Raw genomic sequence first — 24,647 nt, forward strand, 5'->3', positions numbered from 1 at the left:
GGCATGTGTGATCGAAGTGTGTGAAACTGCGTGTGTCATCCTCGTTATCCTTCGACTGTTGCTCTCGCTGCGGGAACCGCATGCTCCGGATCAAGTTCAACGCCCTGGACTTCAGCCGCCTGACTTCGCCACGAGGAGGGGAATGATCCGATCGGTCTTGGCGACGGCGGGCTGGCCGGAGCCGGCATAGGGGATGCCCAGGGCATCCCAGGTCTCGACCAGCGCGTCCTGCAATTCGGCGATCAGCGCGTCGGAGTGGAACGGCGTCGGCGTGATGCGCAGCCGCTCGGTGCCGCGCGGCACCGTCGGATAGTTGATCGGCTGGATATAGATGCCGTGCACGCCAAGCAGCCGGTCGCTCGCCATCTTGCAAAGCTCGGGGTCGCCGACCAGCACCGGCACGATATGGGTGGCCGATTCCATCACCGGCAGGCCCGCTGCGGCAAGCACCTGCTTGGTTCTGGCCGCCTGGCGCTGCTGCGCGTCGCGCTCGGCCTGCGAGCGCTTCAGGTGACGGATCGAGGCGGTGGCGGCCGCCGCGATCGCCGGCGGCAGCGCGGTGGTGAAGATGAAGCCCGGCGCATAGGAGCGCACCGCGTCGATCACAGCGCTGGTGCCGGTGATGTAGCCGCCGAGCGTGCCGAACGCCTTGGCGAGCGTCCCCTCGATGACGTCGATGCGGTCGGCCAGGCCCTCGCGCTCGGTGATGCCGCCGCCGCGCGGTCCGTACATGCCCACCGCATGCACCTCGTCGATATAGGTCATGGCGTTGTGGCGCTCGGCCAGCTCGACGATCTGCCTGATCGGCGCGATGTCGCCGTCCATCGAATAGACGCTCTCGAACACGATCAGCTTGGCGCGCTCACGGCCGGCAGCCTGAAGCAAGCTCTCCAGATGCGCGACGTCGTTATGGCGGAAGATCTTCTTTTCCGCGCCGGACCGGCGCACGCCCTCGATCATCGAGGCATGGTTGAGCTCGTCCGAGAGCACCAGGCAGTTTGGCAGCAGCCGGGCGATGGTCGAGATCGAGGCCTCGTTGGAGACGAAGCCGGAGGTGAAGACGAGCCCTGCCTCCTTGCCATGCAGGTCGGCGAGCTCCTGCTCCAGCTCGACCAGCGGGTTGGAGGTGCCCGAGATGTTGCGGGTGCCGCCCGCGCCCGAGCCCATCTTGCCGGCCGCGCTCTGGAAGGCGGCAATCACATCCTCGTTCTGGCCCATGCCGAGATAATCGTTGGAGCACCACACGGTGATTTCCTGGGCACGGCCGTTGGAACGCCAGATGGCGCGCGGGAACTTGCCCACCATGCGCTCGAGGTCGGCGAAGACGCGGTAGCGCCGCTCCGCGTGGAGCTGGTCGATCGCATCCTCGAAGAACCGCTGGTAATTCATGTCGAGCTCCTGTGCAGCCTAAATCCGTTTTGGGTAGCGCGTTGAACTACCTGGCGGACACCATACGAGGCATGCGAGAACCTCACTTTGAGCTATGTCAATTCCGGGATGCCTCCGGCGATCGAGACAATTTGAGTGGAGGCGGCTTCACCCAGCGGACTCATGTTTCACAAAAAAAATGGATGACCGCGATATTTGGAGTAAGAATGACGAACAGCCTGCATTGAGGGTAGTCGTGGACCGGTTCATTGCACGGGCTAATATTGCCCATTTCGAAGACTTGCTTGCCACAGAGACCGACCCCCAGAAGCGGCGGGTGATCGAGAACCTGCTTGCACGCGAGAGGCAGAAGCTCGAAATTGCGGAGCATCAATCCGAGGCAGCTGGGAAACCTTCGGACCCAAAGAAATGAGGCTTCGTTGGGGGAAAAGCTCCTCAGTGCACCGGCCCGATGCACTGAGGAAATGATCAACTGTGGCTTCAGGCAGCCTTGACGGTGATCTTCTTCTCGGCCTTCTGCGCTTCAGCCGTCTTGGGCAGCTTCACAGTCAGAATGCCCTTGGTGAAGCTGGCGTCGATCTTGTCGGCATTTACACCTTCGGGCAATCGGAACGAGCGCTGGAAGGAGCCGTAGCGGCGCTCCGAGAGATAGTAGTCCTTCTCCTTTTCCTCTTTTTCTTCCTTCTTCTCGCCCTTGATCGTCAGCACGTTGTTGGCGAGCTTGATGTCGACGTTCTTTTCGTCGATGCCCGGCAGTTCGGCCGTGATCTCATACGCATCGGCCTTTTCCACCAGGTCCATCGCCGGCGCCACCGACCACTCACTGCGCAGCTTCGTGGGGAATTCCCTGCCGAAGAGCGAACGGGTCGCGGGCAGATGGAAATCAAAGGGATGAAAGTCATCGAAAAGCCGGTCGATTTCGCGTCGCAGGCTCTCGAAAGGTCCCGCCCAGTTATCCGATCGGGCGGGAGCGTTCTTCTCGGTTCTCACGGGCAGTTTGGTAGCGGCTTCGGCCATGGCTTTTCTCCTTAAAGGTGGATTGAGCAACAAGTCTCGCCGCCTCCGCTCTTTTCACCGCAGGTTTTCCGGCACGTGCCAGAGAGAGATCGGCGGACCTGCTCGACAGGCATCCTCGCTGAACTGACCCATCTGCTTCGCGACGTACGTGTTTGGCACGGACCACCGCGACCGTTCATGCGCGACCTGTCGAGGTCCGCATCAAAGCACCGGCATGAGCAGCCATCGTTGATCCGCGTCAAACAAGCGACAAGAAGGAACGATTTGGGATCAATAGCCCCAGCCACGCTCGTTCAATTGGCGCCGTGCCAAGGGACCTCCTGGCCGAAAAAAGTGACTCAAATCAAAGCGCGACGCGAATCTTCGATCACACTGGCCGAATGTGGAATCCGATCGCAAGCGCACCATCCGGTCGCAACCTCGAACTGGCCGTCATCGATGACGATGGCGTGCACGCGCTTGTATTCCCCTGCGAGAAGTCGCCGGCAGGCTGGAAGAATGTGGCAAACGGGGCGCGGGTCGACATCCGTCCGACTCACTGGCGTGTCTGGAATCCGGAGGAACGCCAGCTCGGCTTCCCGCAGAATCCGCACTGATGCGCGCCGCCCGCTGGCTTGCGGCGTTTCTGGGCGGCACGCATTTCAGCGCGACGAACTTTAGCTCTTCGGATCGGCGATCAAGGCCATGCGCACCAGGTGCGAGAGACTGCTGGCGCTCATCTTGCTCATGACATTGGCGCGATGGATTTCAACCGTCCGCGGACTGATCCCGAGATCATAGGCAATCGTCTTGTTCGGCAGTCCCGAAACAAGGCCGTCGAGCACCTGGCGCTCCCGCTCCGACAGCGTCGCAAGGTTCTTGCGAATCTCGGCCGATTGCGGGTGCGCCGCAATGGGCTGGCTGCGGTGGTCCAGGGCGGAACGAATGGCATCGATGAGCACCTGGTCGTCGAATGGCTTCTCGATGAAATCGGCAGCGCCCTCCTTCATCGCCTGCACGGCGAGCGCGACGTCGGCATGACCTGTCATCACAATCACCGGCGCATTCAGGCCGCGTGCCTTCAGCTGCCGCAGGAACTCGATGCCGTCAATGCCCGGCATACGCACATCTGTGACGATGCAGCCGTCGATCTCCTTCGGTTCCGGTGCCAGGAATGCGGTCGCCGATTCGTGCAGGCGCACGGCAAAGTCGGCTGTCGCAAGAAGGAAACCCAGCGACTTGCGGACATCGACGTCATCATCGACGACATGAACGACATCATTGGCCACGGGCAACCTCGTCCTTCTCTACGGCACGCAAGGTGAACCGGAATGCGGTTCCCCCGCCGGGCGCCGACTCGGCCCAGATATGGCCACCATGCGACTCGACGATAGTGCGACAAATGGACAGGCCCACTCCCATTCCCTGCTTCTTGGTGGTGACGAAGGGCTGGAAAAGCTGGGCAGAAACCTCGGGCGCCAACCCCGGGCCGGTGTCGATCACGCCGATCTCCACCATCGCGTCATCTCGCGCCTTGGTGACGACGCGCAGTTCGCGACGGGGCGCGCCTTGCATGGCCTCCACGGCGTTTCTCATCAGGTTCAGCAATACCTGCTCGATCTGGATCCGGTCGGTCAAGATCAGTTCGGCCGACGGATCGAGATCGTAACTGACGCGCACATCCGCTTCCCTGGCGCCGACCAGGGCCAGCGATGAAGCATCCTCGATGAGCGCCGACAGGCGCTCCACCTGACGCTCGCTTTCGCCCCTGGCGACAAAGTCCCTGAGACGGCGGATCACGTCGCCGGCTCGCAACGCCTGTTCGGCGGCCCTCTCCACAGCTTCCCGCAACATTGCGGCATTCTCGTCCTTGCTCTTCTCCAGGAGACGGCGGCTGCCCTTGAGATAGTTCGTGATCGCCGTCAGGGGCTGGTTTATCTCATGTGCCAATGTGGAGGCCATTTCGCCAAGCGCGGTGAAACGGGCCATGTGCAGGAGTTCCTGCTGCTGTTCCTGCATCCTGGCTTCCGTTATATGGCGCTCCGTAAGGTCGCGGCAGAAACCGGTGAAGAAGCGGCCCGTTCCCGGATGCATTTCGCCGACCGCTAGCTCCATCGGAAAGGTTGACCCGTCCTTGCGCATCCCGGTTACCGTTCGGCCGAGACCGATAATACGCCGTTCTCCCGTTGTCAGGTAACGCTGCATGTATGTGTCGTGCTCCTCCCGGTACGGCGAGGGCATCAGCATCTTGACGTTTCGTCCGATGACCTCGCCAGCCTGGTAGCCAAACAATATCTCGGCCGCCGCGCTGAAAGATTGGATGTTGGCGCCTTCGTCGATGACAATCATCGCATCGGGTACTGTCGCCAGGATCGAACGCAGGTGATCCTCGCGCAGCTGCAGCGCGGCGTTGGCGAATGACAGATCGCTGACGTCCGTGCCCTGAATAAAGATTGCGGTGATCCGGCCATCCCTTGCCCTGACGGGCTGGTAGACGAAATCGAGGATACGCTCTTCCGCAAGGCCGGTTTCATCGTTGCGCAGGACGATCTTGGCACTGCGGCCGACATAAGGCTCGCCGGTTTCGCAGACGCGATCGAGCAATTCGACGAATCCCTGGCCCTCGAGCTCGGGCAAGGCCTCGCGAAACGACTTGCCGATAACCTGCCGCTGGGCGATCAAGTGCTGAAACGCGGCATTGGTCAGCTGAAAGATGTGGTCCGGCTCGCTGAGCAATGTTATGAAGCCTGGAGCCCGGTCGAACATCAGGGCGAGAAGCTCGTGTTCCGGCAAGATATCGAGGGCCAGCGGCGATGGCTTGGCTGCTTCTGGCCCGCCTTGTTCCGTCTTGCTCACGAGCAGTCTCCGGATCGAGAAACAGCAGCGGCCGCCGATTTAGCACTCATCATTCCGCCCGCCAAACAGCCGCGCCGTCGCGACGATTTGATCCGTATCAAGGCATCACAGGCTCGCACAATGCAAGTGACAAGGCATTCCGCGTTCCGAGCGAGGTGCCTGCATGTCCTATAAAACGATAATCGTCAATCTGGCCGTTGATACAGACCCCGCGCCGGTCGCGAAGCTGGCGGCGGAACTTGCGCAGCGCTTCGATGCTCACCTCGTCGGCTTTGCGGCGGCGGACGTCCCGCCTTTGGTGTCCACGGGAGAGGGCCTTGTCTACGAAGGCGAGGTCATGCAGGTCCAGCGCGCCGAGATCGAGAAGCGCCTTGCCGAATTGCGCGACATCTTCGAGAAGCTCGTCCCTGGATCGGTCAGCAGCGAATGGACGCAATACATTTGCGGACCGACCCGCGCCCTCGGCCTTGCGGCCCGCTCAGCCGATCTCATCGTGACCGCCGAGGGCGGGGAGGATGTCTTCCGTGCCGTCGACGTCGGAAGCCTCGTGCTTGGCGCCGGTCGTCCCGTGCTGGTAGCGGCAGGCAATGCCGAGCATCTCTTGGGCAAGACCGTCCTTGTGGCCTGGAAGGACAGCCGGGAAGCGCGAAGGGCCTTGTCCGATTCGTTGCCGTTTCTGGCAAAGGCCAACGAGGTGGTCGTCGCCACGATGGAAACCGCGTCCGGGGAAGATGTGCGAAACAGCCTCGCCGACGTCGCGGTTTTTCTGGAACAGCATGGCGTCATGGCGCGAACCGAAGTGATCGCCGGCGACGCGGATGGCGACAGGCTGGTGGCGTTTGCGCGCTCAATCCACGCTGATCTGATCGTCTCCGGCGCCTATGGTCACAGCCGGCTGCGGGAATGGGCCTTCGGCGGGGTCACACGAACGCTCATCGGCGAGAGCAATATCAATCGCCTCTTGTCGAACTGATCGGCAGGCCATGGTGACCGGCGGAGCCGATCCGACGGAAGGAGCGGCCGGCCGGCACGCCGAACCGCAGTCGACCGGCCGCGCGCCCGACATCGCCAGGCAACCCTACTGGTCGCTTGAAGCGGTTCAGCTGGTCGGACAACTGGAGACCTCCGTTTCCGGACTGTTGAGCGCGGATGCAGCGGCCCGGCTTGCCAAATTCGGACGAAACGCTCTGGCGCCTCGGACCAACCGATCGGCATTGGCTGTATTCGTGCGCCAGTTTCGCAGCCCGCTGGTCCTGATCCTGGTCTTTGCCGCCGCCGTTTCGGTGTTCGTCGGCGAGGGTCATGAAGCAGCAATCATCGGCGCGATTGTGCTTGCCAGCTGTATCCTCAGCTTCACGCAGGAATATGGGGCCTCCCGTGCCATGGAGGCGCTGCAGCAGCGCATCTCCCGCAAGGCCACCGTGCTTCGGGACAGCTTCGAACGGACTGTCGATGTCGACACCATCGTTCCTGGCGACGTCGTCTGCTTGTCGGCGGGAAATCTCATCCCCGTCGATGGCGTCGTCCTGGAGTCGCGGGATTTCAACGTCAGCGAATCCGTTCTGACCGGTGAAACCTTCCCCGTCGTGAAATCCGCCGGCCGTTCCGCGCCCGAAGCCGGCATCGCGCAACGGACCAATGCCGTGTTCACCGGCACCTCGGTTCGCAGCGGGACGGCGAAGGTGCTCGCCGTCGCCACGGGAGCGCGGACCGAGTTCGCGTCTATCGCCGAAGCCTTGGAGCGGCGGATCCCGGAAACCGAGTTCGCCCGAGGCATCAGAATGTTCGGATATCTGATGACCGAGATCATGCTTGCGATCGTCATCATGGTGTTCTTCGCCAACGTGATGCTCAATCGGCCGCTGATCGAATCCCTCTTGTTTTCGCTCGCCCTCGCTGTCGGCCTGACGCCTGAACTACTTCCCGCGATCATCAGCGTCACCCTGGCCAAAGGCGCGCGTACGATGGCCGCCAGCGGCGTCATCGTGCGTCGGCTCGACGCGATCGAGAACCTCGGCAGCATGGACCTGCTCTGCACCGACAAGACAGGAACACTGACGGAGGGTGTCATTCACCTCGATGGATCGTTCGATGTCGAGGGCACCGCTTCGAAGGACGTCCTGCTTTGGGCGCGGCTGAACGCGACCTTGCAGACAGGGCTGAAGAATCCCCTGGACGAGGCAATTGCAGGTGCTCCGCATGGGCAGGAGGATCTGTCCGGTTTTACCAAGATCGACGAGATCCCCTACGATTTTGTCCGCAAGCGGTTGTCCGTCGCCGTGCAGGACAGTTCGCGCGAACAGAACCTCATCACCAAGGGAGCCGTCCAGAACGTCGTCGAGGCCTGTGGCTTCGTTCAAGGTCCGCACGGCTTGGCGCCCCTAGGCGCGCGGGAGCGCCAGGCAATCGACGACAAATTCAGGCGCTGGAGCGCGCAAGGGTATCGCGTTCTCGGACTGGCGATCCGCAGATTTCAGGACAAGGCGGGCTTCAGCCGTGACGACGAAACCGGAATGGCATTCGCGGGCTTCCTGCTCTTTCTCGATCCTCCCAAAGAGGGGGTGCGGAAAACACTGTCGGCGCTTACCGACCGCGGCATTGGCGTAAAGGTCATTTCTGGCGACAACCGCTATGTCGCCGCGCACCTGGCTGAGGCTGTGGGCCTCCGGTCCGACAGTATCATGACCGGCCAAGACCTGTCGAAACTGACGAAGAATGGGCTTCTCGCCGGTGTGCGCCATACCGATCTCTTCGTGGAGATCGATCCGAACCAGAAGGAGCGGATTGTCGAGGCGCTGCGCCGGAGCGGCCATGTCGTCGGTTATCTTGGCGACGGCATCAACGATGCGCCCGCGCTTCACGAAGCAGATATCGGCATCTCGGTCGATACCGCTGTGGACGTCGCTCGCGAGGCTGCGGACATAATCTTGCTGAAGCGCGACCTGGATGTGCTTGTGCGGGGCGTCGACGACGGCCGCAAGACGTTCGCCAACACGATGAAATACATCTCCATCACGACCAGCGCCAATTTCGGCAACATGATCAGCATGGCCGCCGCCTCGCTCTACCTACCGTTCCTACCGCTGCTGGCCAAGCAGATCCTGCTGAACAACTTCCTGTCCGACATTCCGTCGCTTGCGATCGCGGGTGACAGGGTTGATGCCGACCAGTTGCGCCGACCGCGCCACTGGGACATTCATTTCATAAGACGTTTCATGGTGAGTTTCGGGCTGGTTAGCTCTCTGTTCGACTTTGCGACCTTTGCTTTCCTTCTATTGGTCGCGCATGCTGCCGAGGCCATGTTTCAGACGGCCTGGTTTGTCGAGTCAGTGTTGACTCAGCTGGCCATCCTTTTCATCGTGCGTACCCAAATGAGGCCATGGAACAGCCCTCCCAGCCGCTTGCTTGCGGGGCTCGCCCTAGGCGTAAGCGTCATCGCTATCGCAATTCCTTACGCTCCGTTCGCCAACTGGTTCGGATTTGTGCCGCTGCCAGGACCGGTGCTGGCCGGGCTTCTCGCGATCACCGCGCTGTATGTGCTTGTGTCGGAGATCACCAAGAGTTGGCTCTTCGCCCACGGTAGCCGCGGCAAGCGCAGACGAAAGGCGACCGGCACACATCTGGATCGAGTTGCAACCAGAACTGGCCGTGCCGCGGGTTAGCTCGATGACTGCCGTAGCGCGCCACTCGCACCGGCCTAAAAGTGGAATGGCGCGCTTCCTGCAAGGCGGCGGATCGAGGTCGAAGATCGAAAAGTCACCCCCCAACCGCAGCCTTGGTGACGTTGACGCCAAGGTCGTAGACCAGCTGCCCGCCATAATAACCCGTTATGGTGACCAGGGCCGCGCCGGCTATTTCAATCGCGGGAATGGCCGGGGCCAGCGTGCCAAGCTCTCGATTTCGCACCCACAGGACGAGCCGGAGCAGGCCCCAGCCAAGAAAGGTCAGCGCACTGATCCCGCCCAGGCCCTCATGGATTTCCGCTATCTCGCTGCTGAAGCCGGCGGCCTCCGCGTGGTCGAGAGCCATGCCGCCGAAGTACCAGGTGCAGACGGCAAACAGCCCTGCGCCGACGGCGGCGAAGGTCGAAATCGTGCCCACGCCCGACCGCGTCGTTACTGCATTGCGATGGGCGAGCGCGGCGAGGTCGATGACAACGAGCGCGTACATGAGCACGATAGGGAAATGCACAAGGATGGGATGGATATGCTGAATTTCGGGCATCGCGGATATTCTCCAGAAAGGTCGATGGTCGCTGGACGCTTGAGCGGCAGTCAGTCGTCGCTGTCCCCGAATTCCGCGTCTCCCCGATCGCTGCGCGCGCCGGATACGGACTTGACGTCGCCGCATTCGTCGTCGCCGACACCTTTGACCGACTTGAGACCGGTGGCGCTCATAACGGGGATGGACTCGAGGTCGATTGTTGCGGAAGAAGCGGCAGGTGCGGCCGCGCATGATCCATGGTCGGATTCCGCGGCGGCGGGTATGACAAAAGCAGTCAGGCCTCCAAGGGCGAGAAGCAAGACAGGACAGTTGCGCATGGTTTCGTATCCTTCTCAGCGCACCCGTCATCGGGCGCGATGGCACTTGATAGAGATGTGGCCCTTGCCGCCGGCTGACGATGATTGACAGCGGTTTGACAGCTTCCGCATGCGACAGCTCTCTTCCATGAAAACCGTATCGATGGGCCTGGCAGCTCTGGGCATGGCCGCGCTTGTGATGGCCTTGCCGTCGGCCGTGAGGGCGCAGGACGACGACGATGATCATGATCGTGCGCGCGACCTCTATGAGCGCGGCGAAATCGAGGGACTTGCCGATATCATGACGATCGTGCGCGCCAAGGCTCCCGGCGAGATTGTCTCGGTCGATCTCATTCGCGTCGAGGGCAAGTGGATCTATCGGTTTCAGGTGGTCTCCGCCGATGGCAGGCGCCGGATCGTTGACGTCGATGCCGGCGCGGGCGGTGTCTTGGGCGATGAAGGCGGCCACAAATGAAGATCCTCGTGGCTGAAGACGAACCGCGCATTGCCGCCGACATCGCGGCGGTCCTGAAGGCCTCGGGCATGGCCGTCGACATCGTGGACAATGGTGAAGCCGCCTGGTTCGCGGGCGATGTTGAGAACTACGACGCGGCGATTCTCGACCTGGGCCTGCCGAAGCTCGACGGCCTTACGGTGCTGAAGCGCTGGCGGGCCAATGGCCGCCGTTTTCCCGTCCTCATCCTGACGGCGAGGGGGCTGTGGACCGAGCGCGTCGAAGGCATCAATGCCGGTGCCGACGACTATCTTCCGAAGCCTTTTGAAATGGAGGAACTGCTGGCGCGACTGCGGGCAATACTGCGCCGTTCGAGCGGGCAGGCGGCACCGGTGTTGAAATCAGGCCCCTTGGTGCTCGACACGCGTCAGATGCGCATCTCGCATCGTGGCGTTCCAGTAGCGCTCTCGCCGCTGGAATATCGGCTTCTGGCCTTCCTGATGCATCATGCCGGCCGTGTGGTCGCGTCGACCGAGCTTGCCGAGCATCTGTACAGTTCCGACAACGAACGCGATCCCAACACGATCGAGGTCATCGTCGCGCGTCTGCGGCGGAAGCTTGGCAGCAACGCCATCGAGACACGGCGCGGGTTCGGTTACCTTGTGCCCGACGGGCCGGATTGATGCGCAATTCGATCCGTTTCAGGCTCTGGTCGGCTGCCGCGATATCGATTGTCATCGCCCTTGCCATAGCCGGTGTCGGTCTTCGCTACCTGTTTGAACTGAACGTCGAGAGGCGTGTTGTCAGTGAACTGACGGACGATCTCAATGAACTCATCGCCACGACGAGCTTCACGGCCGATGGTCGTTTGTTGGTGGCGTCCACGTTGGCCGACCAACGCTTCGCCAGTCCGCTGTCCGGCCATTACTGGCAAGTGGAAGACGTGGCCACCCACAGCCTCGTCCGGTCGCGTTCCCTGTGGGATGCGACGCTAGCCCTGCCCAAGCAGGCCGGCAATGGCGAACTTCGGAAGGAAGAACTCAAGGGGCCGGGCGGTGAACTGACCGTCGCCGTCATTCGCACGATCACCGATGCCGATGGGCGGGTCTTTCGCGCCGTAGTGGCGGAAGACCATCGCAATGTCGAAGTTTCCGTTGGCGAGTATGTCCGTGACCTTGCGCCGGCCCTCATTGTGCTGGCGTCCGCCCTGATGGGAGCTTTCTTCATCCAGATCACCGTCGGCCTGGCGCCGCTGGAAAGCTTGAGGATCGCCGTCAAGAACGTGATCGCGCAGCGGACGGCACGGCTTGACGGCGCCGCGCCGAGCGAAGTGCAGCCACTCGCCGACGAAATCAACCGCCTGCTCGACGCCCAGGAAAAGGCCCTCTCTCGGGCGCGCTCGCGCGCCACCGACCTTGCGCACGGCCTCAAGACGCCGCTGCAGGTCCTGTCCGCCGATATCCGGACCCTACGCAAGAAGGGCGAAAGCGAACTTGCCGACGAAATCGAGAAGAGCGCGAGCGCGATTCGCCGTCACGTCGAGCGGGAGTTGGCACGCGCTCGCCTGGCGCCCGGCGTTTCGGGCGATGCCGCTTGCGTTGTCCGTGAGGTGGCGAGCGGCGTGGTCGCGGTCGTCAAGCGCACGCCGAGGGGCAAGCAGCTCACATTCGTCATCGATGCCGCCGAGGATTTCACCGCGCCGATCGACGAGGGCGATCTATCCGAGATTCTCGGCAATCTGGTGGAGAACGCGACGCGGTTCGCGAGCTCAGTGGTTCAAGTGAGCGCATCGGCAAGCGCTGGCGAGGTGATCATCAAGGTCGTCGATGATGGGCCGGGCATTCCCGAGGCCGCCCTGCACGCCGCTCTGTTGCGTGGCGTTCAGCTCGACAGCAAGGGCGGCGGCAACGGTCTCGGCCTGGCGATCGTTTCGGATATCGTCGAAGCCTATGGCGGCCATCTCGAAATGGCCAATGTCAACTCCGGTCTGGCGGTGACCATCCACCTGCCGCGGCATGTTTGAGCGGCGTTCAGAGCGTTTCACCGTTTCACGGAAACGGCGAACTGCTCCATATCTTTGCTTTGACGCAATTCCTTACGCAAAACAGCTCACACTTTTCCCGGAGTTGCTCTAGGCAAATCCAGGGAAGTAATCGACCTTGATTTTGGAACGCCGAACGCCCATCGCCAAAAGCGTCTTGCGCACAGCCTTGACCATGCTCTGCGGCCCGGAGACGTAGAAGGTGCGTTCGAGATAGTCGGGCATGGTGAGGCGCACAAGGCGCGCGTCGATATAGCCCGGATACTGGCCGCGCACCGCGCCTTTGGCCACGGCATGGAATACCCGTACGCCCAGTTTGCGTCTCGCGGTGTCGAGCACGTCGCGATAGGCGATGTCGTCTTGCCTCTCTGTGCCGTAGAGCACTACGACAGGCCGCGCTTCATTGCGGTCGATGAGATATTGCAGCATCGAACGGAACGGCGTGATGCCGATGCCGCCGGCCAGGAAAGCGATCTTCGTGTTCGGATCGGATGGAAGGGTGAAGTCGCCCGCCAGTTGCGACGCGTGGATCGTGGCGCCGGGTTTCATGCCGCCAAGCGCCTGCTTGAATGCGCTCGACTGCGGATAAAACTTGACGCCCAGCCGCACCGATTGCTCGGTGGGCGATGAGGCGAGCGTGAAGTAGCGGCGGTTGCCGCGATTGTCAGAGCGGTCGAGGCCAAGTGTCCATTCAAGGTACTGGCCCGCCTGGAAGGCGAGCTTTCGCTGCGACCTGAAGATGAAGTCGTAGCTGTCTACGGCGGTTTGCTCGATGCGTTCCAACGTCAACACAAACCGCCCCTTCGGGCTCACGGCGTAGGCGAAGAGGTTACCCGCCAGGAGAGCGAGTTCGGGTGTGAAATAGAACGAGCCGACATGGATGTTGGGCGCGAACAGAAAGCCCACGAGGGCGGCAAAGGCGATACGGGGCCAGCGGGTCGTCGGAGCGGTCAGGGGCTCGGTCAACATCACGAAGGCGAAGAACAGCAGCGGCGACGAACTGAACGTCTCGGCGAGAGCGGCGCCATATTCGGATGGGTCAGTGGTCGCCATTATGGTCGCCAGCGCCGCTCCCAGGAACGTGGCTACGAGATCGAGCCGGCGCAGCTTACGCACCACAAGAGCGCCGCCGACAAGCACCAGGGGGAAGAGCCAGATGTTGCTCCCCACCCACCATGTGGCGGGATGATCGAGCAGCAGTGCCGTCAAGGCAACGCCAAGCGCGGCCGGATTGAACAGGTGCTTCCTGCCGACGGCCAGTATGTATTTCGACGAGATCGCCCAGACCGAGGCGAACGCCACGGCGCCAATGGCCTTTGCATCTGTGGGGGCAATCGGATCGAGGATGAGCGCCAGGATCAGCGCGGTGATGTAGACGGACTCGCTGTTGGCCGGAACCCCGAAGATGCGCGCAAAAGCCTTGTTGGTAATCCAGCACGTTGCCAGCACCAGGGCGGTCGTGAAGGCGAGCGCTGTCGGATCATGCGGCACAAGCTTCAGGAAACCGAAGAGGAAGGCGGCGATCAGCAAGGCCGCCAGGTAGTAGAGCACCAGCCGGTACATTGTGAGGTGGTCGAGAAGCCGGTCGAGGGTCTTGATCATCACTGGCAGAAGTCTCCGAAGCCGCTTGTCGGCGTGGCACGGCGGTTGCTGTCTATGAGATATCCTTCGAGCCCCGGCGTCTGCTCGATAAAGAGGATGCCGTCCCGGCCCATCGCAAAGGCGGCGGTGGCGAACCGGTCGGCCTCCAGCACATCGGAGCCGATGACGGTCAGGCTGACGATGTCGCTGATCGGGTCATGAGCCGCGCGGGGATTATAGATGTGTTGTCCGCGCGCGTATGTGCCGGAAGTGGCCACGCCATGTCCCCGCGGATAGACTACCTTGACGATCTCGTCCGTGTGGAAGGGATTGCGGATGCCGACGCTCCAATCTCGGCCGGAAGCATTTCTGCCGCCTGATTGGATGTCGCCCCCGGCCTCGATGAAGAAGTCGCCGATGTCCGCCCGACGGACGATTTCGGCCGCGTTGCGGATAGCCCAGCCCTTGACGATGCCGGAGGGGTCGAGCGCGCCGTCGGGCCTGTGGATATCGAAATACCCGTCGGTTTCCCTTCTGGTTTGCTCCGCGATCCTCATCACGTCGATCATCTGGCAGCTCCAATCGCGGACAGGAATGTCGCCCCGGTTTATCGCGGAGATTTCACTGTCCGCACGGTAGGTGCTGAAACGCCGGTCGACACCGTCGAAATAATCGAAGACCTTCCCGACAAGGTCGTCGGCCGAGCCGCCGAGCTCGACGGTGATGGGCATGCCCATCATTATCCTCGTCTCGCGCATTGAATTACGATGAAGCTTTCTTCAGGGCGCCGCCCAGCGATTGGATAAAGGCCTTGCTCGTCAGCGTGGCACCCGAGATGATGTCGACGTCGGCGCTTTGCGCGCTGATCGCCTCGTCGCGCAGCATGGGCAACGCCTGCCGGTTGATGCTTACGGAGGTGCGGCGATCATTGGGGTATTTCAGTACCTTGAGCGCCGTCAGTCGGCCGCCCTGGACAAGCGCCTGGATCTGTATGATGCCGTAGTACGCGTCGGCCGCTGGACCGATGTAGACACCGTCGGCATAGCCGCCGGCCGCCAGCTTCATGCCGGTATGAATGACGCGCGCTTTGGCTTGCGGATATTCGGGTCGCGGCTGAGGGATCGGAATGTAGACCGCCGGTGTCACCGCGAACGTAGGCGCATCCGGCGTGGGCGCACTCTCGACTGCCGGGGCGGGATCTTGCTTCGGTGGTGGCGGAGGCGCCAGCTTCGCGGCCTGGGGGGGACTGACGATGGCCGGCTCCGGCTTTGGAGCGGCTGCGATCGACGCCGTGGTGTCTGGATTCACCTCGACCGGCCCCTGTGGGGCCGACTCCCGCTGCGCATCCCGGGGAACTACGCGCCGCGACCTCGCCGGGGCTATGACCGGATCGGCCGACGCCGATGGCACCGTCGATGGGACGGATGGCTGTGCAGTGCCCTGCGTTGCGGCATTGGCGGCGCCACCCATGTCGACCAGGTCGTTGGCAGGTGGCGTGCCTGCCTGATCCCAGACATAAGCGCCCGACGAGGCGATCACGAAAAGCGATAAGGCGATTTGTTTCATAAGCATTGAATCCCGGCTTCAGGGCCGCGCAACGGCCGGACCGTCGCATGCCCTCTCTCAGCAATATCGCACGAGTTAGCTGACAGCTGGCTGTCAGCGCGCCTGACCTGCGAAAAGTGCTGCATCGGCGAAAATGGCGGGGGGTTTTTGACCTGGATCAGGGTATAGCTGCTGTCAGCAAGCGATGAAGCTGCATTCCCCGCTTGCCGACCTGGAGGCGATACCGTGGCAACATCCAACTGTTCATCACCTCGATCATGAGCCGTCTTCACACTGAAAATCATCTCGTGTCGCGCATCGGCTGGTTACGAGCCGCGGTGCTCGGCGCCAATGACGGCATCGTTTCGACGGCCAGCTTGATCATCGGGGTCGCGGCTGCCAACGCGACCACGACCAACGTGCTGGTGGCCGGCGTAGCAGGCCTTGTGGCAGGCGCGATGTCGATGGCCGCCGGCGAATATGTATCCGTCAGTTCCCAGGCCGACACCGAGAAGGCGGATCTCGCCCGCGAGCGCAAGGAATTGGCGACCCAGCCCGAATTCGAGCGACAGGAGCTTGCCCAGATCTATATCGATCGCGGCGTGGAGCCTCGGCTGGCGTTGCAGGTGGCTGACCAACTGATGGCCAAGGACGCTCTTGGCGCTCATGCGCGTGACGAACTCGGTATATCCGAGGTGACCGCCGCACGACCGATCCTGGCCGCTCTGGCTTCCGCTGCGGCATTTTCAATCGGTGCGGTCATGCCTCTGGCGATGGTGCTGATTTCGCCGCCCTCGAGGCTTGTTGCCGTTGTCTCGATTGCATCGTTGCTGTTCCTGGCGGTGCTGGGCGCGATCGGCGCGAGGGCCGGCGGCGCCAATGTGTGGAAGGCGACAGCTCGCGTCACCTTTTGGGGAGCGCTGGCGATGGCGCTGACGGCCGGCATTGGCGCGATGTTCGGTACCACGGGCTAGGCCGCGGGTTCACCCGGTTGATCGAGATCAATGTTGAACGCCGCTTGGATGGCAATGATTGCGGCCTGAGGAGTGTGCCGGCATGAGCTTTTTCGATTATCTGATGGGCGCTGACGCCAGAACCGCCTTGATGGGACGCATGATGCAGAAAGTGGGCGTCGACAGGCAGCTGCGAGTCGTGGCCGATCACGTCGCCGTCACCAATCGCGCCGTGGACCGGTGCCGCTCCTGCGGTCACCAGGATGAATGCGCGGCCTGGCTCGACGAAACCGAGCATGCGGATCATCCGCCGGCCTATTGCCGCAATGGCGACTTGATTGCGCGTTTGCAGTCTATCCGTTGATCGAGGCCGCGGCCTTGATGGTTGCCGCGGTGAGCCACCCGCGCTACCGAGAACGGGCGGCTTCGCTCCTGTGACGAAATACAGGAAGCGTTGACGGCAGTCGGCGCCGGTGGGACTTCTGCAGTCGACAGGTTCGTGCACGAGGCAGGCAGCTTGGACAATCTGCATCTTCTGGAAGCACTTTTGCTTTTTGCCGCGCCAGGGCCAACCAACGCTCTTTTGGCGGCAGGCGCCGTCAAGCGGCAGAATGCGACCACGCTGCTTGCCGCGCAGGCATGCGGATATGGGATCGCGGCAGCCTTCTGGCTTTTGCTGCGTTCCTTGGTGCCGCCTGCCACTGGTCAGATGGTTCAACTGGTTGCAGCTGCTTGGCTGGTGATCCTCGGCTTTCGCCTGTTGGCGGCCAAACGCGCCGGGGCAACCGAAAACGGCGGCGGCACCTCCATCCTGGCAACCACCGCTCTCAACCCGAAGGCGTTCATCTATTGCCTGGTCATCGTGCCGATGGACGTCGAAGCGGCCGCGCTGGGCATCGCCTGGATGGCGCTGCTCGTGATCATGGCATTGACCGGATCGATGTGGCTGCTGCTGGGCGGGCGGTTGAGCGGCGGCAAGAGGGTGGCCGACGCAATCGCCGGCGCGGCGCTCATCGTCTTTGCGTTGCTGCTGCTTCGCCCCCTGATACCGTTGTCCGCGATTTGAGTGTGTGCGACGGGAGCGCGAAGGGCTTCAAGAGACAAGCACCACCGAGAACGGCCCGGCGCAAAAGAGCTTGTCCGTGACCTTCTTTACCCCGGCAACGTTCTCGGCCGCAACCACGGCAGCTTTTCGCTGACGTTCGTCGAAGATGGCGCCGCTCAGCTCAACGTCTCCCTTATCGACGGTGATGCCGATAAGGTCACTGCCGACGCTCCAGGACTGCCCCCGCAGCTCGGCAAGAATGTTCCTGCGGATGATCTCGTCGTCGACAGTCGCAGAACCCGATTTGGGCAGAGTGCGAAGCAGGATGCGCATCAGATCGGAGCGGCTGACGATGCCGACGATCTTATCCGCGTCAACGATAGGCACATTCTTGATGTCGTGGGTCGCCATCAGTTCGACGACCTCGGCAAGCGAAGCGCCTGGCGCTGCCGAAACGACGCTGGCGGTCATGACCTCGGCCACCCGGCGGCCGCTCGAACGGACATACTCGTCGGCGAGCTTGCCTGGACCGACAAGAAACTCCAGCCAGCGAGGCCGCGCCCGTCTGGTACCAAGTTCGCCCCGGCGCAGGAAATCGCCTTCGCTGATGATGCCAGCCAACGATCCATCGTCTCCCACGACCGGCAGGCAGCGGATGTTCCTGGTCAGCATCAGATCGGCCGCGTCGGCGACGGAGGCAGAGGTGGCGATTGTGACCACCGGCGTCGTCATGATGTCCCGAACCTGCATCGAAGTCTCCGCTTTTGTGAGCCTTACTCTCGGACGTCGGGAGCAACGCTGCCTTGATTGATATCAGTTTGCTCGCGGGCCTTCCTTTTCTCGCGTATCGGGTTCGATCAGTATCCGCTCGGCGGCTCCATCGAGATCCTCGTACTGGCCGCTGCGCAAAGCCCACAGGAAGCCGGACAAACCGAGCGCGCCGAGAAACAGGGCCACTGGAATGAGATAGACGAGCGTGGTCATGGGTGGGCCGCTTCGATGACGTCGGTGCGGCGCCTGGCGGGAGCGGCTTCAGGAGCCGCTTTCGCCGTCGTCTGAAGCCGCATCGCATTTGCGATTACGACCAACGAGGAAGCGCTCATCGCGATCGCCGCAATCAGCGGCGTCACATGTCCGAGGATGGCGATCGGCACGGCGAATGCGTTGTAGATGATCGCGATTGCGATGTTCTGACGGATGAGCCGGCCAGCCTTGCGCGAGACATTCAGGGCGAGCGGCACCGCCAGCAGGCTCTCGCGCAGGAAGACGAAATCCGCGGCCTGCCGGCCGATATCGGCCGCGGTCGCCGGAGCCATCGAGACATGCGCGGCGCCAAGCGCCGGCGTGTCGTTGAGGCCGTCGCCCACCATCAGCACCTTGTGTCCGTCGCGGGCCAACGTCTCGATCCTCTCGACTTTGCCCGAAGGCAGGAGGGCCGGCACAAAATTCTCGATGCCCAAGGCTCCCGCCGTCTCGGCGCAGGCTCTCGAGGTGTCACCGGAAAGCATCTCGACCGAGATGCCGGCGTCCTTCAACCGTTCCACCGCCGCCTTGGCATCGGCTCGCGTGGCATCCTCGAAGGCGAAGCATGCTACGATCCTGCCATTCTTCGCGAGGACCGTGCCGCCAAGGCCGCCATATCGCCCTTCACCGCCGGTGCGGGCCTTCCATCCGGCCCAGTCGCGCCGGCCAAGGCGCCAGATGTCGCCGCCGGCCGACGCTTCGATGCCGAAGCCCGGCTCTTCCTGCACGCGGTCGAACTGGGTTCGACCGCAAACGCTGCCATAGGCCGTCAGCGCCTTTGAGAACGGGTGCCGGGAATGCGCTCCCAGGTCGGCCGCGATCGCCAGCATGGCCGGATCGATCGACGCCGCGTTGATGAGCCGCGGCAACCCCAGAGTGAGCGTCCCGGTCTTGTCGAACACAGCCGCATCGATCGCCGCGAGACGCTCCATCGCAGAACCGTCCTTGACCATCACGCCGGCCTCGAACAGGCGCCGGGCCGCTACCACCTGGACGATCGGAACCGCGAGGCCGAGCGCGCACGGGCAGGTGATGATGAGCACGGCGATGGCGATGGTGAGGGCGCGGTGCCAATCGCCTGACGCTATCATCCAGCCGAGGAATGTGACAAAGGCCGCAAGATGGACCACCGGCGCGTAGAGTGCTGATACGCGGTCGGCGATGCGCCTGTAGCGCGAGCGGCCACCCTCGGCTGCTTCCATCAGCCTGACCATTTCCGCCAGGAAGGAATCCTTCGACGCGGCGGTGGCCTGCATCGTCAGCGGACCCGTCAGGTTCAAAGTGCCGGCCTGAACATGCGTGCCTGGGCTGACGGCTTTGGGCGCGCTTTCGCCGGAGACGATCGAGCAATCGAGGTCGGAGTTCCCGCCGACGATATCGCCGTCGACCGGTATCCGTTCTCCAGCGGTGATGAGAAGGCGCATGCCTGGCGCGAGTTCCGCGACCGGCACATACTCGCGCGTTCCGTCGTCCCTCAGCACGACGGCCCCTCTCGCGGCAAGCCGCGATAGGCCATCGACCGCGGTTCGCGCCCGCTCGCGCATCACGTGGTCCAGCGTGCGCCCGATCAGCAGGAAGAAAAGTAGCGACACCGAGGCGTCGAAATAGGCGTGCTCGCCGTGGGTGATGGTCTCGTAAAGGCTCATTGCATAGGCGAGCGACACTCCCACGGCGATAGGCACGTCCATGTTCATGCGACCATGGCTCAGCGCGTTCGCGGCGGAGCGGTAATAGATCCCGCCGGCGAAGGCGAGCGCCGGGATGGCAATCAGCGCGGACAGCCAGTGAAACAGATCGCGGGTCGGGCCTTCCGCACCAGACCAGACCGAGACCGAGAGCAGCATGATGTTGCCGGCCGCGAAACCGGCCACGGCGACAGCGCGGATCAGTTCCGAGAGCGTCCGATCCTTCTCGTGAACTTCCGGATCGAAAAGGTGCGCCTGATAGCCAAGCCTGCCGAGCACGGCAAATAAGGGCGGAACGATGTCCCCATGCCAGCGGACCGATACCCGCTTCGTAGACAGGTTGACGCGAGCGGATTCGACGTTCTCGACCCCGCCGAGCGCTGCTTCGATCGCCTGGATACAAGCCCCGCAATGAACCGTCGGCACCGACAGGTCGGTCTGGTGCATGTCGCTGCCGAGGGAGCGGCTGGCCAGCTTGATTTCTTCGCTCGATGGCGTTGCCGTGGCGGTAACCTCCAAGGCCATCTCAGCCCCTGGTGCACAGCAGCTCACTGCAGGGCTCCATTCGAAACGATGACGCGGCGAACGTCGCGAAACGGTGCCGTTAGTCCGGCGTCCGCATCGATCTCCACAATCCAGACTCCGTCCTTTGGCGTGTGCCGGGCGGCAAATTCCTGCGTGTTGCCGGCAGAGTCGCCAGCCGGCGCGGCAAGGGTCAGGGCTTTGTCCTCGGCCTCATAGGCCGGGTGGCGAAACAGCATCCGAACGCCATGCAGTGGCACCGGCTTGCCCTGGCTGTCGACAAGCCGGTAGCGAACCTCGCCGGAGGCGATGCTCAGCTTGCCCGTCCAGCCCAGCGCGGCTTGCGCCCTTCCTTTCTTCGCTTCTTCGTTGAATTGCTGGCTAGCGACATAAGTGTTCTCGACCACAAGACCGGTCCAACTCGTCTCGGCGAGCGTAGCCATGGTGACGTTGACGCCGATCACCACGGCGAAGAAGCTGACGATGACGATCAGCATGTGCTTGCCGGTGAAGCCGTGTGGCTCTTGCGTGTCGGCGCTCATTTTTCTTTCTCCGGCGCGTTGAAACTGGCGGTGTACTCGGCGGATTCGGAACTCGCCTTGTCGACGATCCGAAATTCGAAGCTCTGTACCAGCTCCTTGATTTGATCAGCCGGTTGCCTGACGAAGATTTTGAGCATCTTCAGCCGGTCAGGTTCGACCGGAATGGAGAACGAGCGACTTGCTGGCTGGTCGAGACCGACGACGCTCATCTCACCGCCGTCGAGACCCTGCAGCGTGACCTCGATCGTCCTTGGCTCGGGAATCATGTTGAGCAGCTTGACCGTATAACCGTTGCGGATCGACCCGTCCGAAAGCGTCACGAACTGCGGATTGCGATCGTGCAGGACATTCAGTTCCAGCCGTTCGCGCGTGAGCAGCGAATAGACGAGCACCAAGCCGATCGCCGACCATACGCCGAGATAGATATAGGTACGCAGCCGGAAGATCTTGCCCAGATGGAAATGCGCCAGTCCATCGACGAAGCTGCCGCTCTGCGTCCTCACCAGAGCCGGATTGATCGGACCGGTGCCCCCGGCAGTGGCCATTGCCATGTTGGCGTTGTAGTCCGCCAGCGTTGCGTAGGAAATCAGCCCGCGTTCCCGGCCGAGCTTGTCCATGACGCTGTCGCAAGCGTCGATGCACAGCGCGCAGGTGATGCATTCCAGCTGCTGGCCGTCGCGGATGTCGATACCCATGGGACAGACGGCGACACAGGCATTGCAGTCGACGCAGTCGCCGACGGATTGCCCGGCCGCAGACGCCTTTTTGGCGTGGCGCGAGCGCGGCTCGCCGCGCCAATCGTTATACGTCACCGTCAGGGAGTTTTCGTCGAGCATGGCGGCCTGGATGCGCGGCCATGGGCACATATAGGTGCAGACCTGTTCGCGCATCAGCCCGCCGAACACATAGGTGGTGCCGGTCAGGACCGCGATCGTGAGATAGGCGATGGGAGCCGCCGTGCCGGTGACGACTTGGCCCAGCAGCTTTGGCGCGTCGGCGAAATAGAAGATCCACGCGCCGCCCGTTGCCACGGCGATGATCAGCCAGATCGCGTGCTTGGAGACTCGCAGGAAGAGCTTTCGGGCGCTCCAGGGGGCCGCGTCCAGCTTCATGCGGGCATTGCGATCGCCTTCAATTGCGCGTTCGACGACAAGGAACAAATCCACCCAGACTGTCTGCGGACAGGTATATCCGCACCAAGCTCGCCCGACTGTCGACGTGATCAGGAAAAGGCCGACACCTGCCATCATCAGCAGGCCGGCGACATAGTAGAATTCCTGCGGCCAGATCTCGATGAAGAAGAAGTAGAATCTTCGATTGGCCAGGTCGATGAGAACGGCCTGGTCGGGAGCGAAGGAGCCCCGATCCCACCGCAGCCACGGAGTCAGGTAATAGATGCCGAGCGTGATCGCCATCACCAGCCATTTGAATTGGCGGAAACGGCCTGAGGCGCGCTTCGGAAAAACCTTCTTGCGCGCGGCATACAGCGGCTGTCGCGTCTTTGCGGAGTTGACTGCCTCGGCCTCGAGCCGTTCTACCTGAGACTGATCCAGCACGACAAACTCCAATCGCGGCGAAAGGATGCCGCCTGTTTAAGGCAATCTCGCAACCGCGCGGGCGCGCCGCGTTGATGCAGGTCAAATCGAGCCGTCAACAGCAAGTCGAGGCCCGGCACGGCCGGGCCTCGTCGCTTGAACGGTTGAGGGCTGAGAACAGGCCCCGTTCCTATTCTCCACCGCCAAGCGAATGGACATAGACGGCCAGTTCCTTGACCGTCGTCTCGCCGAGACGGCCAATCCAGGCGGGCATCACCCCGTTCTTCGGGGCTCGCACCTGGGAAGCAATCGCAGCTTCGCCGGAGCCGTGGAGCCAGATCGCATCCGTCAAATTGGGTGCTCCGAGGTCCCGGTTGCCCTTCGCATTCTCGCCATGGCAGGCGGCGCAGTTGTCAGCGAAGACCTTGGCTCCTGGCTCGATCAGGCTCTTGTCCTGCACCGGCCCCGAAAGGCTGGCCACAAAAGCGCTGACCTGGGCGATCTGCTCGGGCTTGAGCACATCGGCAAACGCAGGCATCTCCGATTGGCGGGTGTCGGGATCCGCGGCGAAGCGGATGCCGTGCGTGATCGTCTGCTGGACCTGTTCTGCCTTGCCGCCCCACAGCCAATCGTCGTCGTTGAGGTTCGGAAAACCGATCGAGCCTTGCGCGCCGGAGCCGTGGCACTGCACGCAATTGACCTTGAATGCCGCTCCGCCGGCGGCGACGGCGAACTCGCGCAAGGTGTCGTCAGCGGCAATTTCTGAAACGGTCTTGGACTGTATCGCCGCGGCATATTTCGCCTTTGCGGCCTCGGCCGCGGCCATTTCGTTCTTGACGTCGTTGCGGCTGGAGAAACCCAGGACACCCCTGGTGGCGGAGCTCAGCATCGGCCAGGCCGGATAGGCGATCGTATAGGCGAGTGCCCAGGCGATGGTGATGTAGAAGGTGATCACCCACCACCGCGGCAGAGGATTATTGAGCTCCTTGATGCCATCCCACTCGTGGCCGGTCGTCGTCACGCCGGATATTTCGTCGACATGCTCGCTGCTCATGATCAATCATCCTTGAGAGGAATCTGTGCGGCATCGTCGGCATGCGCCTTGCCGCCCGGGCGTAGAGCGAAAGCTATGCAGCCGACAAAGAACAGGGCCATGGCCAGCAGACCCCAACTGTCGGCGAACTCCCGCATCAAGTTATATTCCATCGGTATGCCCTCCTCAGCGATAGCCGGCTGCTTCGTCGTAGTTCTTGAAATCGACCAGGGTGCCGAGCATCTGGAGATAGGCTACTAGAGCATCCATTTCGGTGACCTGTTGCGGATTGCCGTCGAAGTCGCCGACTTTGGCCTTCGGATATCGTTTCTCCAGTCCGGATGTGTCGGCGTTGGGATCGGCTTGCGCCATCAGATCCGCATTGGCATTGGCGATCATGTCGTCGGAGTAGGGGACGCCGACGCGCCGGTTGGCGATCAGATGCGTCGAGAAATCCTTCACCTCGATCGGCGTGTCCTTAAGGAAAGCATAGCTCGGCATGATCGACTCGGGCACGACCGAGCGCGGGTCGATGAGGTGCTGGACGTGCCAGGAGTTGGAGTAGCGATCGCCGACGCGGGCGAGATCGGGTCCGGTGCGCTTCGACCCCCACTGAAATGGATGATCGTACATCGACTCGGCCGCCAGGCTGTAGTGCCCGTAGCGCTCCACCTCGTCGCGGAACGGCCTGATCATCTGGCTGTGGCAGAGGTAGCAGCCCTCGCGCACATAGATGTTGCGTCCGGCGAGTTCGAGCGGCGAGTAGGGCCGCATGCCCTCGACCTTTTCGATCGTATTGTCGAGGTAGAAGAGCGGTGCGATCTCGACGATGCCGCCGACTGTCACGACCAGCAGGGAACCGATGAGAAGAAGCGTCGCGTTCTTCTCGATCAGCGCGTGTTTGTCTATCAGGCCCATGTCTGGCTC

The 24,647-nt window shown here is 62.4% G+C and carries 27 protein-coding genes; 10 read left to right on the plus strand and 17 right to left on the minus strand.

Annotation, left to right across the window (positions count from 1 at the left end; genetic code table 11):
- Nucleotides 1-111: 111 nt before the first annotated feature.
- Nucleotides 112-1,389, minus strand: coding sequence for a 5-aminolevulinate synthase (gene hemA / locus P9272_RS01245; protein ID WP_278158239.1), 1,278 nt, complete (start codon nt 1,387-1,389; stop codon nt 112-114).
- Between the two features lie 178 nt (nt 1,390-1,567).
- On the opposite strand from hemA, the gene P9272_RS01250 reads away from it, so the two are divergent.
- Nucleotides 1,568-1,801: a hypothetical protein gene (locus P9272_RS01250; RefSeq protein ID WP_128261215.1), complete on the plus strand. Its 234-nt coding sequence runs from the start codon at nt 1,568-1,570 to the stop codon at nt 1,799-1,801.
- Nucleotides 1,802-1,869: 68 nt separating this feature from the next.
- Here P9272_RS01250 and P9272_RS01255 read toward each other — a convergent pair whose 3' ends face one another.
- Nucleotides 1,870-2,406, minus strand: coding sequence for an Hsp20/alpha crystallin family protein (locus tag P9272_RS01255; protein ID WP_128261216.1), 537 nt, complete (start codon nt 2,404-2,406; stop codon nt 1,870-1,872).
- A gap of 380 nt (nt 2,407-2,786) precedes the next feature.
- Between P9272_RS01255 and P9272_RS01260 the strand changes: the two genes are divergently transcribed.
- The gene (locus tag P9272_RS01260; protein WP_278158243.1) at nt 2,787-3,002 is read left to right on the plus strand and encodes a hypothetical protein; all 216 of its coding nucleotides are present in this window, start codon (nt 2,787-2,789) and stop codon (nt 3,000-3,002) included.
- A 60-nt stretch (nt 3,003-3,062) separates the two neighbouring features.
- Here P9272_RS01260 and fixJ read toward each other — a convergent pair whose 3' ends face one another.
- Both fixJ and P9272_RS01270 read right to left on the minus strand, forming a co-directional pair.
- On the minus strand, nt 3,063-3,674 hold the full coding sequence (gene fixJ / locus P9272_RS01265) for a response regulator FixJ (protein ID WP_128261218.1): 612 nt from the start codon (nt 3,672-3,674) through the stop codon (nt 3,063-3,065).
- A complete protein-coding gene (locus tag P9272_RS01270) occupies nt 3,664-5,151 on the minus strand; it encodes a PAS domain-containing sensor histidine kinase (protein ID WP_278158582.1) in 1,488 nt (495 codons plus the stop codon). The genes fixJ and P9272_RS01270 overlap by 11 nt, the downstream gene beginning before the upstream one ends.
- Nucleotides 5,152-5,404: 253 nt before the next feature.
- Between P9272_RS01270 and P9272_RS01275 the strand changes: the two genes are divergently transcribed.
- Entirely contained in the window at nt 5,405-6,214 is an 810-nt protein-coding gene (locus P9272_RS01275; RefSeq protein WP_278158246.1) for a universal stress protein, read from the plus strand.
- A 130-nt stretch (nt 6,215-6,344) separates the two neighbouring features.
- Entirely contained in the window at nt 6,345-8,903 is a 2,559-nt protein-coding gene (mgtA, locus tag P9272_RS01280) for a magnesium-translocating P-type ATPase (RefSeq protein ID WP_278158584.1), read from the plus strand.
- Between the two features lie 94 nt (nt 8,904-8,997).
- On the opposite strand, the gene P9272_RS01285 is transcribed toward mgtA, so the two are convergent.
- Nucleotides 8,998-9,465 (minus strand): DUF2231 domain-containing protein, encoded by a 468-nt coding sequence (locus P9272_RS01285; protein WP_128261221.1) that lies wholly within the window; start codon nt 9,463-9,465, stop codon nt 8,998-9,000.
- Between the two features lie 50 nt (nt 9,466-9,515).
- A complete protein-coding gene (locus P9272_RS01290) occupies nt 9,516-9,782 on the minus strand; it encodes a hypothetical protein (RefSeq protein ID WP_278158248.1) in 267 nt (88 codons plus the stop codon).
- A 127-nt stretch (nt 9,783-9,909) separates the two neighbouring features.
- On the opposite strand from P9272_RS01290, the gene P9272_RS01295 reads away from it, so the two are divergent.
- The 3 genes from P9272_RS01295 to P9272_RS01305 are packed head-to-tail and all read left to right on the plus strand — an operon-like array spanning nt 9,910 to nt 12,238.
- Nucleotides 9,910-10,236, plus strand: coding sequence for a PepSY domain-containing protein (locus P9272_RS01295; protein WP_278158250.1), 327 nt, complete (start codon nt 9,910-9,912; stop codon nt 10,234-10,236).
- The gene (locus P9272_RS01300; RefSeq protein WP_278158252.1) at nt 10,233-10,898 is read left to right on the plus strand and encodes a response regulator transcription factor; all 666 of its coding nucleotides are present in this window, start codon (nt 10,233-10,235) and stop codon (nt 10,896-10,898) included. Before P9272_RS01295 ends, P9272_RS01300 begins: the two co-directional genes overlap by 4 nt.
- Nucleotides 10,898-12,238, plus strand: a complete 1,341-nt coding sequence (locus P9272_RS01305; RefSeq protein WP_278158254.1) for a HAMP domain-containing sensor histidine kinase — start codon at nt 10,898-10,900, stop codon at nt 12,236-12,238. Before P9272_RS01300 ends, P9272_RS01305 begins: the two co-directional genes overlap by 1 nt.
- Before the next feature lie 108 nt (nt 12,239-12,346).
- On the opposite strand, the gene P9272_RS01310 is transcribed toward P9272_RS01305, so the two are convergent.
- From P9272_RS01310 to P9272_RS01320, 3 genes are read right to left on the minus strand one after another with little or no spacing between them, the layout of a single operon-like run.
- The gene (locus tag P9272_RS01310) at nt 12,347-13,858 is read right to left on the minus strand and encodes an RnfABCDGE type electron transport complex subunit D (protein ID WP_278158586.1); all 1,512 of its coding nucleotides are present in this window, start codon (nt 13,856-13,858) and stop codon (nt 12,347-12,349) included.
- Nucleotides 13,858-14,568, minus strand: coding sequence for an FAD:protein FMN transferase (locus P9272_RS01315; RefSeq protein WP_278158256.1), 711 nt, complete (start codon nt 14,566-14,568; stop codon nt 13,858-13,860). Before P9272_RS01315 ends, P9272_RS01310 begins: the two co-directional genes overlap by 1 nt.
- 31 nt (nt 14,569-14,599) lie before the next feature.
- Nucleotides 14,600-15,403 (minus strand): FMN-binding protein, encoded by an 804-nt coding sequence (locus P9272_RS01320; protein ID WP_278158257.1) that lies wholly within the window; start codon nt 15,401-15,403, stop codon nt 14,600-14,602.
- Nucleotides 15,404-15,660: 257 nt separating this feature from the next.
- Between P9272_RS01320 and P9272_RS01325 the strand changes: the two genes are divergently transcribed.
- From P9272_RS01325 to P9272_RS01335, 3 genes are all read left to right on the plus strand, one after another.
- Nucleotides 15,661-16,356 carry a VIT family protein gene (locus P9272_RS01325; protein ID WP_128261228.1) on the plus strand — a complete coding sequence of 232 codons (696 nt, stop codon included), beginning with the start codon at nt 15,661-15,663 and terminating at the stop codon, nt 16,354-16,356.
- Nucleotides 16,357-16,438: 82 nt separating this feature from the next.
- Nucleotides 16,439-16,699, plus strand: a complete 261-nt coding sequence (locus P9272_RS01330; protein WP_278158261.1) for a DUF6455 family protein — start codon at nt 16,439-16,441, stop codon at nt 16,697-16,699.
- A gap of 183 nt (nt 16,700-16,882) precedes the next feature.
- Complete coding sequence (locus tag P9272_RS01335) at nt 16,883-17,401, plus strand: hypothetical protein (RefSeq protein WP_278158263.1); 519 nt, start codon at nt 16,883-16,885, stop codon at nt 17,399-17,401.
- A 27-nt stretch (nt 17,402-17,428) separates the two neighbouring features.
- Here P9272_RS01335 and P9272_RS01340 read toward each other — a convergent pair whose 3' ends face one another.
- The 8 genes from P9272_RS01340 to ccoO all read right to left on the minus strand — a co-directional run bounded on the left by P9272_RS01340 (nt 17,429) and on the right by ccoO (nt 24,638).
- A complete protein-coding gene (locus P9272_RS01340) occupies nt 17,429-18,130 on the minus strand; it encodes a CBS domain-containing protein (protein ID WP_278158264.1) in 702 nt (233 codons plus the stop codon).
- Between the two features lie 63 nt (nt 18,131-18,193).
- Entirely contained in the window at nt 18,194-18,364 is a 171-nt protein-coding gene (gene ccoS, locus P9272_RS01345; RefSeq protein WP_278158266.1) for a cbb3-type cytochrome oxidase assembly protein CcoS, read from the minus strand.
- Nucleotides 18,361-20,640, minus strand: a complete 2,280-nt coding sequence (locus tag P9272_RS01350; protein ID WP_278158267.1) for a cation-translocating P-type ATPase — start codon at nt 20,638-20,640, stop codon at nt 18,361-18,363. Before P9272_RS01350 ends, ccoS begins: the two co-directional genes overlap by 4 nt.
- Nucleotides 20,637-21,152 carry a FixH family protein gene (locus tag P9272_RS01355; protein WP_128261234.1) on the minus strand — a complete coding sequence of 172 codons (516 nt, stop codon included), beginning with the start codon at nt 21,150-21,152 and terminating at the stop codon, nt 20,637-20,639. The genes P9272_RS01350 and P9272_RS01355 overlap by 4 nt, the downstream gene beginning before the upstream one ends.
- Nucleotides 21,149-22,708, minus strand: a complete 1,560-nt coding sequence (ccoG, locus tag P9272_RS01360; RefSeq protein ID WP_278158271.1) for a cytochrome c oxidase accessory protein CcoG — start codon at nt 22,706-22,708, stop codon at nt 21,149-21,151. The genes P9272_RS01355 and ccoG overlap by 4 nt, the downstream gene beginning before the upstream one ends.
- A gap of 169 nt (nt 22,709-22,877) precedes the next feature.
- Nucleotides 22,878-23,741: a cytochrome-c oxidase, cbb3-type subunit III gene (gene ccoP / locus P9272_RS01365; RefSeq protein WP_278158273.1), complete on the minus strand. Its 864-nt coding sequence runs from the start codon at nt 23,739-23,741 to the stop codon at nt 22,878-22,880.
- A 2-nt stretch (nt 23,742-23,743) separates the two neighbouring features.
- Nucleotides 23,744-23,893, minus strand: a complete 150-nt coding sequence (locus tag P9272_RS01370; protein ID WP_128261237.1) for a cbb3-type cytochrome c oxidase subunit 3 — start codon at nt 23,891-23,893, stop codon at nt 23,744-23,746.
- Between the two features lie 13 nt (nt 23,894-23,906).
- Nucleotides 23,907-24,638, minus strand: a complete 732-nt coding sequence (gene ccoO, locus P9272_RS01375; RefSeq protein ID WP_128261238.1) for a cytochrome-c oxidase, cbb3-type subunit II — start codon at nt 24,636-24,638, stop codon at nt 23,907-23,909.
- Nucleotides 24,639-24,647: the final 9 nt, after the last annotated feature.

Origin of the sequence: Mesorhizobium sp. WSM4976, from assembly GCF_029625685.1 — a bacterium.
Taxonomy (GTDB): Bacteria; Pseudomonadota; Alphaproteobacteria; order Rhizobiales; family Rhizobiaceae; genus Mesorhizobium.

Excerpts from the sequence above, each read along its gene's own strand:
- hemA (WP_278158239.1), bottom strand. The coding sequence starts at position 1,389 with ATGAATTACCAGCGGTTCTTCGAGGATGCGATCGACCAGCTCCACGCG.
- P9272_RS01250 (WP_128261215.1), top strand. The coding sequence starts at position 1,568 with ATGGATGACCGCGATATTTGGAGTAAGAATGACGAACAGCCTGCATTG.
- P9272_RS01255 (WP_128261216.1), bottom strand. The coding sequence starts at position 2,406 with ATGGCCGAAGCCGCTACCAAACTGCCCGTGAGAACCGAGAAGAACGCT.
- P9272_RS01260 (WP_278158243.1), top strand. The coding sequence starts at position 2,787 with ATGTGGAATCCGATCGCAAGCGCACCATCCGGTCGCAACCTCGAACTG.
- P9272_RS01270 (WP_278158582.1), bottom strand. The coding sequence starts at position 5,151 with ATGTTCGACCGGGCTCCAGGCTTCATAACATTGCTCAGCGAGCCGGAC.
- P9272_RS01275 (WP_278158246.1), top strand. The coding sequence starts at position 5,405 with ATGTCCTATAAAACGATAATCGTCAATCTGGCCGTTGATACAGACCCC.
- P9272_RS01285 (WP_128261221.1), bottom strand. The coding sequence starts at position 9,465 with ATGCCCGAAATTCAGCATATCCATCCCATCCTTGTGCATTTCCCTATC.
- P9272_RS01290 (WP_278158248.1), bottom strand. The coding sequence starts at position 9,782 with ATGCGCAACTGTCCTGTCTTGCTTCTCGCCCTTGGAGGCCTGACTGCT.
- P9272_RS01295 (WP_278158250.1), top strand. The coding sequence starts at position 9,910 with ATGAAAACCGTATCGATGGGCCTGGCAGCTCTGGGCATGGCCGCGCTT.
- P9272_RS01300 (WP_278158252.1), top strand. The coding sequence starts at position 10,233 with ATGAAGATCCTCGTGGCTGAAGACGAACCGCGCATTGCCGCCGACATC.
- P9272_RS01305 (WP_278158254.1), top strand. The coding sequence starts at position 10,898 with ATGCGCAATTCGATCCGTTTCAGGCTCTGGTCGGCTGCCGCGATATCG.
- P9272_RS01310 (WP_278158586.1), bottom strand. The coding sequence starts at position 13,858 with ATGATCAAGACCCTCGACCGGCTTCTCGACCACCTCACAATGTACCGG.
- P9272_RS01315 (WP_278158256.1), bottom strand. The coding sequence starts at position 14,568 with ATGCCCATCACCGTCGAGCTCGGCGGCTCGGCCGACGACCTTGTCGGG.
- P9272_RS01320 (WP_278158257.1), bottom strand. The coding sequence starts at position 15,403 with ATGAAACAAATCGCCTTATCGCTTTTCGTGATCGCCTCGTCGGGCGCT.
- P9272_RS01325 (WP_128261228.1), top strand. The coding sequence starts at position 15,661 with ATGAGCCGTCTTCACACTGAAAATCATCTCGTGTCGCGCATCGGCTGG.
- P9272_RS01330 (WP_278158261.1), top strand. The coding sequence starts at position 16,439 with ATGAGCTTTTTCGATTATCTGATGGGCGCTGACGCCAGAACCGCCTTG.
- P9272_RS01340 (WP_278158264.1), bottom strand. The coding sequence starts at position 18,130 with ATGCAGGTTCGGGACATCATGACGACGCCGGTGGTCACAATCGCCACC.
- ccoS (WP_278158266.1), bottom strand. The coding sequence starts at position 18,364 with ATGACCACGCTCGTCTATCTCATTCCAGTGGCCCTGTTTCTCGGCGCG.
- P9272_RS01355 (WP_128261234.1), bottom strand. The coding sequence starts at position 21,152 with ATGAGCGCCGACACGCAAGAGCCACACGGCTTCACCGGCAAGCACATG.
- ccoP (WP_278158273.1), bottom strand. The coding sequence starts at position 23,741 with ATGAGCAGCGAGCATGTCGACGAAATATCCGGCGTGACGACGACCGGC.
- P9272_RS01370 (WP_128261237.1), bottom strand. The coding sequence starts at position 23,893 with ATGGAATATAACTTGATGCGGGAGTTCGCCGACAGTTGGGGTCTGCTG.
- ccoO (WP_128261238.1), bottom strand. The coding sequence starts at position 24,638 with ATGGGCCTGATAGACAAACACGCGCTGATCGAGAAGAACGCGACGCTT.